The organism is Salinicola sp. (genome assembly GCF_982684285.1).
In genome coordinates this window covers 2,757-9,840 of record NZ_CEXLVS010000161.1, presented here as the reverse complement: position 1 = coordinate 9,840, position 7,084 = coordinate 2,757, and the positions used below count along the sequence as shown (strand labels likewise).

The following is a 7,084-nucleotide window of genomic DNA, read 5'->3' as shown; positions in this document are numbered from 1 at the left end:
CCTGGGGATCTATGGCAGCGTCTATTTTGCCGAGATATTTCGCACCGGCTTCACGTCGATTCCACGTGGGCAACAGGAGGCGGCCGCCATGCTGGGGATGACGTCGTGGCAGATCGTCTGGCGCGTACAGATACCGCAGATGCTGGTCCTCATCCTGCCGGCGCTGGTCAACTTCACCACTATCCTGGGCAAGGAGACGCCGGTGCTGTCGATCATCACGGTGCCTGAACTGACCTTTGTCCTCACGGGCGTCGGTGCCGAGACCTTCGCCTATGTCGAAACCCTGCTGGCGCTCTGTGTCGGTTACTTCCTTCTGGCCGAGCTCTGCTCTCGTCTGGGCCAGTGGCTCGAGCGCAGAGCCAGTCGTTATCTCACCCAGGGTGTGCAGCAACGACGCGCCCTCAAGCCGCGGGAGTCAGCCGCATGAATCATTCAGCAGCGAAGCGGGGAGGCGGCGACGTCATGCTCGAAGCCAGGGGCATGAGCAAGCGGTTCGGCGAGCATACGGTGCTGCAAGATATCAACCTGTCGATCCGGCGCTCCGAGGTCGTCTGTCTGATCGGACCGTCCGGATCGGGTAAGAGCACGCTGCTTCGCAGTCTCGCCTTTCTCGAAAATTACGATGATGGCGAGGTGTTCGTCGAAGGGGAGCTGCTGGGCTACGACCGCGCCAGCGACGGTCGTCGCGTGCGCTCGCGTCCCTCTCGCTTGAGCGACGTGCGTCGCAACATGGGTATGGTTTTCCAGCAGTTCAATCTGTGGCCGCATCTGAGCGTTCTCGAGAACGTCATGGAAGCGCTGCTGCGAGTGCGCGGCATGAAAAAAGACGCGGCCCACCGGCTGGCACTGGCGACGCTGGAGAAGGGGGGGCTGGCCGAAAAGGCCGATGCCTGGCCGAATCGCCTGTCCGGCGGTCAGCAGCAGCGTGTTGCCATCGCGCGTTCCCTGGCGATGTCGCCGGCCATCATGCTGTTCGACGAGCCGACCTCGGCGCTCGACCCCGAACTGGTCGGTGAGGTGTTGCAGGTCATGAGACAGCTCGCCGAAGAGGGCATGACCATGGTGGTCGTGACGCATGAAATGGGCTTCGCCGCCAGGGTCGCCGATCGCGTGCTGTTTCTCGATCAAGGGCATATCGTGGAACAAGGGCCGCCCACGCGGCTGTTCAGGCACCCGCAATCGCCCAGGCTCGCGCAATTTCTCGGCAACTATCTGGAAAGGAATTCCCTGTTCGAGGCGGCGCCAGCGTTGAACCGTGTCGATGACTGAGCAGGGACGGGATTGGCATGGACGCCCCATCAGCGGGGGCGCAAGATGCTGAAACGCATCGTCATCTCCACGCGAGATGATGCCCGTTTCCATCACTCCAGGCTGTGCCAGGGAGCCCAGATGCTGCATGCCACCCTGAAGCAATTGCGATACTTCGTCGTTGCCGGTGAACTGAAAAGCGTCACCCGCGCAGCGGAACAGCTACACGTGTCTCGGCCCTCGATCTCGGCCGCGATCGCTCACCTCGAGGAGGCCTCCGGCGTTCAACTCTTCGTCAGGCACCATGCACAGGGGCTATCGCTGACCACCGCAGGCATGCAGTTGCTGGGACGGGCGCGCAGCCTGCTCTACGATGCCGACAGCCTGATGCAGTTCGCGATATCGCTGGGTGAAGAGATTGCCGGTCCGCTGAACATGGCGGCGTTTCACACCTTCGCGCCCATTTTCATGCCGCGCTTGATGCAGTCATTCCTCACCCAGTTCCCCCGGGTCGTGCCCCAATGCGACGAGGGGCATCAGGTCGATATCGTGGAGGGGTTGCGGGAAGGTCGATATGAACTCGGGCTGATCTACGACATGCAGGTGCCGGAGGATATCGAGTTTCAACCGCTGTGCCGCTTTCCGCCCTACGCGGCGGTTGCCCCCGATCACCCGCTGGCCGCGCATGAGCGGCTGACCATCGACATGCTCAGCGAGTATCCGATGGTGCTGCTCGACTGGCCCATGAGTCGGGACTACTTCCTGTCGCTGTTCATCGATGCGCCACGCCAGCCAAAGATCGCACATCGCGCGACCTCGCTCGGCATGGTGCGTGGCCTCGTGGCCAATGGCTTTGGCTTTTCGCTGCTCAACGTGCCACCGGGTCGACATCTGGCGCTGGATGGCAAGTCGTTTCGCACGATCCCGCTGGACGGAGAGGTCCGCGCGCTGACGGTCGGGATGGCGACGTTGAAGGGTGTTCGCTTGAGTCCGGCCGCTCAGGCCATGGGTGACTTTCTCAAGCACAGCGAGTTGAGTCAGGCCGAGACGTGAGTCCGAGACGTGGATAGGAAAAACTGATGCCGAAGAGCGAATAAAGATATTTTAAAAAATCAACGCGGCTCAGTAGCGTGGCAGCAGTGAGACGAAAGTCGATAGGTGTTCGACTGCGTCACCATAACAATGACAAGGATTCTCATCATGTCCACCGTGTCGCTCCCCGATGAAACGCAGCTCCGTATCGACATGGCGGCGCTGTTCCGTATCGTCGCCAGGCAGGGTCTCCACGAGGCCGTCGCCAACCATTTCAGTGCAGCGGTGTCCGCCGACGGTCGCCGCTTTCTGATGAACCCCAAGTGGAAGCATTTCTCCCGCATCCGCGCCAGCGATCTGGTGCTGTTCGATCTCGATGGCGAGGCCCCGGATCTCGACACGGTCGTCGATCCGACGGCCTGGGCCATTCACGGCCAGATGCATCGCCTGATGCCGCAGGCGCGGGTCGTCCTGCATCTGCATCCCCCTTATGCCACCACGGTCGCGACGCTGAAGAATCCGACGGTATTGCCGATCGACCAGAACACGGCGCGCTATTTCAACCGTGTCGCCATCGACAGTGGCTTCAGCGGCATGGCCAACAGCGAGGCGGAGGGAGAGCGGCTGGCAGCGCTCCTCGGGGACAAGACGCGTCTGATGATGGGGAATCACGGCGTGATGGTCGCGGCGCAGACCGTGGGCGAAGCGTTCGACGACATGTACACCCTCGAGCGCGGATGCCGCACGCTGGTGCAGGCGTATGCGACCGGCCAGCCGCTGAACGTGCTGCCTGACGAGATCGCCGAAGCCACCGCGCGCGACTGGGAATCCATACGCGACTTCTCGCTGGCGCATTTCGAAGAGATGAAAGCCATCCTGGATCGCGAGGATCCTTCCTACGCGGATTGAGCGTACGACCGCTGCGGCAGTTGTCCTGCGGCAGCGTCCCGCTTTACGGCAATACCCTGATGCTTATCGTGACAGTCCACAGCGAGAACAACAATGAGATTACAAAGCCAATCCTCGAACGCTCCGATCAGCCTGAAGCTTCCGCCTTCGACATGGAGGCGGAGGGCGCTCGGCTTCGCGGGTGCAGCCGCGCTGGGGCTGTCCAGCGTGGCGGCCCAGGCCGGCACGCTGTCGATCGGACACACCACCTGGGTGGGTTACGGTACGCTCTACCTGGCGCAGGCGAAGGGGTTCTTCAAGGAAAATGGATTGACGGTCGAGCTACCGACCTTCGAAGACTCCTCTTCCTACATGGCGGCTCAAGCCGCTGGCCATCTGGATGGCTCGGCAGGCACCATAGCCGAGCTGCTCAAATATCGCTCACCGGATTTCTGCTTCAAGACGGTGGTCGTGCTGGATGGCAGCAACGGTGGTGACGGTGTGCTGACCGACGACGCCGTGACCTCCGTCGAGCAGCTCAAGGGCCAGACAGTCGCCATGAATGAGGGCTCGGCCTCCCAATTCTGGCTCTCGTATCTGCTCAAGCAGCATGGTCTCTCGCTCAGCGACGTCACGGTTCAGAACATGTCCGCCGATGCCGCGGCCGCCGCTTTCATCGCCGGCCGCGTGCCGGTGGCGGTGACGTGGGAGCCGAATCTCAGTTTCGTGCGAAGTCATGACGTGGGCCACGTGCTGGTCGATAGCAGCGCGACGCCAGGGGTCATCATCGACGTCGTCGCCCTGAGTTGTAATGTCATCGATAACCAGCCCGATGACGTCAAGGCGCTGGTTGCCGGTCTTTACCAGGCTGTCGACTATCTGAAGTCCCACCCGGAAGCGTCTTATCGACTCATGGCAGAAGGGGTTGGCGGCTACCTCAAGGACCCCGCGGATCTGGCCGAGGCGACGAAAGGCGTCGAATTCTACGGCGAGCCAGGCAATCGGCGCATTCTCGGCACCCAGGAAGAGCCCGGCTCCATCTCCGCCTTGATCGATGTTGCCCGCGACACCTGGAATCAGCTCGAGGATCGTAATATCAGTGCCACTTACGCCGATATCGTCGACCCTTCCTTCGTCGAGCAACCGTGAGGGCATCACAATGGCTCACGCTTCTTTATGGCAACGCTGCCTCACGCCAAGAGCGACGATCCCGAAGACGCTGACGTGGAGCGCGGGTATCGGTGTCTGGCTTGTCGTGATTGCGCTTTGGGCGCTGGTCACCTACAGCGGTCTGGTTCGTTCGATCTTTCTGCCCACGCCAACCGCGGTGTTGTCGACCGCGGTCGGCATGATCGGCGATGGTTCGCTGTGGAAGGATGTCTGGGCGAGCGCGCAGGTCGTCCTCTACGGTGTCCTGCTGTCGTCCGCGATCGCGATTCCGCTCGGCATCCTGATGGGCAGCTTTCGTCTTGCTCAGGCGTTTCTCGACCCGCTGGTCAATTTCATGCGCTACCTGCCGGTCACGGCGTTCGTCCCGCTATTCATCCTGTGGATTGGCATCGGCATCGAGCAGCGAGTGACGGTGATCTTTTTCGGTATCTTTTTCCAACAGCTGGTCATGATTGCCGACATATCACGTGGGGTCTCGCAAGATCTCATCAATGCCTCTTACACGCTTGGCGCCAAGCGCCGGGACGTTGTCACGCATGTCCTGTTTCCCGCCTGTCTGCCGGGTGTGATCGACATGATGCGAGTCACCATGGGATGGGCCTGGACGTTTGTCGTGGTCGCCGAACTCGTCGCGGCCAACAGTGGCTTGGGCTACATCAGCCTCAAGGCGATGAGAGGCTTTCAGGTCGATGTGATCTTTTTATCCATAGGGCTGATCGGCCTGCTCGGGTTGGTGACGGATCAGTTTTTCCGACTTCTCCGCAAGAGGCTGACATCATGGGCGCTTTGAACGATGGCGAGATGACGCGGGGCGGCGTTCGGATATCGGCACTCAATGCGGGGCCACGAACCTGTCTCGATATCCGGCAGATCGGGCTGACGTTCTCCTCGGGCCAGCAGTCCGTGACCGCGCTCGAGGACATTTCCCTGCAGGTGGCCGAGAACGAATTCGCGGTCATTGTCGGACCCTCCGGCTGCGGCAAGTCGAGTCTGCTCTATCTCACTGCAGGTCTGATCGAGCCCACTTCCGGCGAGATTCGAGTCAACGACAAGAGGATCGACGGGCCTGGCGCCGACCGCATGGTATTTCAGGCCTATACGCTGTTTCCCTGGCTCAACGTACGCGACAACGTGGAATATGGTTTGAAGCGACGTCGCCTGCCAGCCGCCCAGCGCAAGGAAATCGTCGAATACTATCTCCGCGAAGTGGGGCTGGAGCGCTTTGCCGATGCCTGGCCACGCCAGCTATCCGGCGGCATGATGCAGCGGGTGGCGATTGCGCGTGCGCTGGCCAACGACCCCGATATCCTGCTGATGGATGAGCCGTTCGGTGCGCTCGACAGTCAGACCCGACTCTCCATGCAGCAACTTTTGCTCAATGTCTGGGGCCACAACAGCAAGACCGTGCTTTTCGTCACTCATGATATCGATGAAGCGATCCTGCTCGCCGACCGTATCTATGTCATGAGTGGGCGCCCCGGGGTCATCAGTCGAACCATCGAAGTGTATCTGCCACGGCCGCGCACGTCGGAGATCGTGATGGAAAAGCACTTCCTCGATATCAAGCGCGAGATACTGGGCATCCTTCACCATGACGACACCTAGGTTCGGGAGGCTTGCCGAGGTGCTCTGACAGGCAAGTCAATCCGCGCTGTCCCGACTCACCCCCAGATAGATCATCAGGCAGGCGCCGGGCAGGTCGGGAATGCGTAGCGGCAGATAGTCGAACTCGCGGTTGGTGCCGTCCGGCATTCGCATCGCCTTGCGGCTACTGGCGAGATCGAGTACGCCCTGCTCGGCCCAGAGTTCGCGGAAGGCATCGCTGGTCTCGAGCAGATCATCGATCAACCGGCGCATGCGCGGATCGTCGGCGTAGCGCGTAGCCTGGCTGCGAAAGATCGACACCAGCGTGCGGGCCGATTTCAGCCAGTCGGCCTCGTGCGTTTCGATCCGCTTCTGGGTGAAGACCCACCACAGCTTGTTGCGCGGGTGCTTGTCTCCGGGGCGTTCGATGTTGAACAGCGCAGCGGCGGCACCGTTCCACGCGACCACTTCCCAGTAGGCGTCCATCACGTAGGCGGGGTCCGGCTCCATCCTGTCCAGCAGACGCTGGAGGATCGGGTTGATCGTCGAGCCGTTGTCGATGGCGCGCGGCGGTGCCGGTCGCCCGGCCAGCGCATACAGATGCTCGCGCTCGGTTTCGTTCATCATCAGTGCGCGAGCCAGGCAGGCCAGCGCCTGATCGGAGGGCTGCACGTCCCGGCCCTGCTCCAGGGCGGTGTACCAGGCCGAACCCATGCTGGCGCGGCTGGCGACTTCCTCGCGGCGCAGGCCCGGCGTGCGTCGACGGCGTCCCGGTGGCAGGCCCACCATCTGGGGGGTGATGTCGGCGCGCTTGGCACGCAGGAACTCGCCCAGCGAGGGCGAAGGGGAGGCGAATGTACTCATGAAATGACCGCCGAGCCTAGGGTTGTCAAACGTAGGATAAAGTCACGGATTTTGTAGGATAGCGGAGAATACTAGGGTTTCCGACAGCGGCGTCAACCGACGTCTTCGCGGCTGACCGGAGAGAGTGGATGGAACCCGATTCACGTATCACGCTGGGTCTCGGTCTCGACGATAGCGAACTCGGCGTCTTGCTGGCCTCGAATTGGGCCGGCGCGACGCTGTTGCTGGACGCGTCGACCGCTCCCGCCAGATCTTTTCCCGGACCCGGTTCGAGCGCGGTTGTCGGCGACGTGGTCGG

8 protein-coding genes are annotated in these 7,084 nt (G+C 61.8%); 7 read left to right on the top strand and 1 reads right to left on the bottom strand.

Features of this window, described 5'->3' with window-relative positions; translation table 11 throughout:
• The 7 genes from AC3AYF_RS13980 to AC3AYF_RS13950 form a co-directional block, all read left to right on the top strand.
• A partial coding sequence (locus AC3AYF_RS13980; protein ID WP_295041022.1) for an ABC transporter permease subunit occupies positions 1 to 427 on the top strand: 427 nt, incomplete at its 5' end.
• Positions 424 to 1,269: an amino acid ABC transporter ATP-binding protein gene (locus tag AC3AYF_RS13975; protein ID WP_487779888.1), complete on the top strand. Its 846-nt coding sequence runs from the start codon at positions 424 to 426 to the stop codon at positions 1,267 to 1,269. The genes AC3AYF_RS13980 and AC3AYF_RS13975, both read left to right, overlap by 4 nt.
• 45 nt (positions 1,270 to 1,314) lie before the next feature.
• The gene (locus AC3AYF_RS13970; RefSeq protein WP_295041026.1) at positions 1,315 to 2,301 is read left to right on the top strand and encodes a LysR family transcriptional regulator; all 987 of its coding nucleotides are present in this window, start codon (positions 1,315 to 1,317) and stop codon (positions 2,299 to 2,301) included.
• 147 nt (positions 2,302 to 2,448) lie between these two features.
• On the top strand, positions 2,449 to 3,189 hold the full coding sequence (locus AC3AYF_RS13965; RefSeq protein ID WP_295041028.1) for a class II aldolase and adducin N-terminal domain-containing protein: 741 nt from the start codon (positions 2,449 to 2,451) through the stop codon (positions 3,187 to 3,189).
• Positions 3,190 to 3,282: 93 nt separating this feature from the next.
• Positions 3,283 to 4,317 carry an ABC transporter substrate-binding protein gene (locus tag AC3AYF_RS13960; RefSeq protein ID WP_295041030.1) on the top strand — a complete coding sequence of 345 codons (1,035 nt, stop codon included), beginning with the start codon at positions 3,283 to 3,285 and terminating at the stop codon, positions 4,315 to 4,317.
• 10 nt (positions 4,318 to 4,327) lie between these two features.
• Positions 4,328 to 5,128 (top strand): ABC transporter permease, encoded by an 801-nt coding sequence (locus tag AC3AYF_RS13955; protein ID WP_487779887.1) that lies wholly within the window; start codon positions 4,328 to 4,330, stop codon positions 5,126 to 5,128.
• Positions 5,116 to 5,943, top strand: a complete 828-nt coding sequence (locus AC3AYF_RS13950; protein WP_487779886.1) for an ABC transporter ATP-binding protein — start codon at positions 5,116 to 5,118, stop codon at positions 5,941 to 5,943. The genes AC3AYF_RS13955 and AC3AYF_RS13950 overlap by 13 nt, the downstream gene beginning before the upstream one ends.
• Before the next feature lie 36 nt (positions 5,944 to 5,979).
• Here the strand turns inward: AC3AYF_RS13950 and AC3AYF_RS13945 are convergent, their stop codons facing one another.
• On the bottom strand, positions 5,980 to 6,786 hold the full coding sequence (locus AC3AYF_RS13945) for a helix-turn-helix transcriptional regulator (RefSeq protein WP_487779885.1): 807 nt from the start codon (positions 6,784 to 6,786) through the stop codon (positions 5,980 to 5,982).
• Between the last annotated feature and the right edge of the window lie 298 nt (positions 6,787 to 7,084).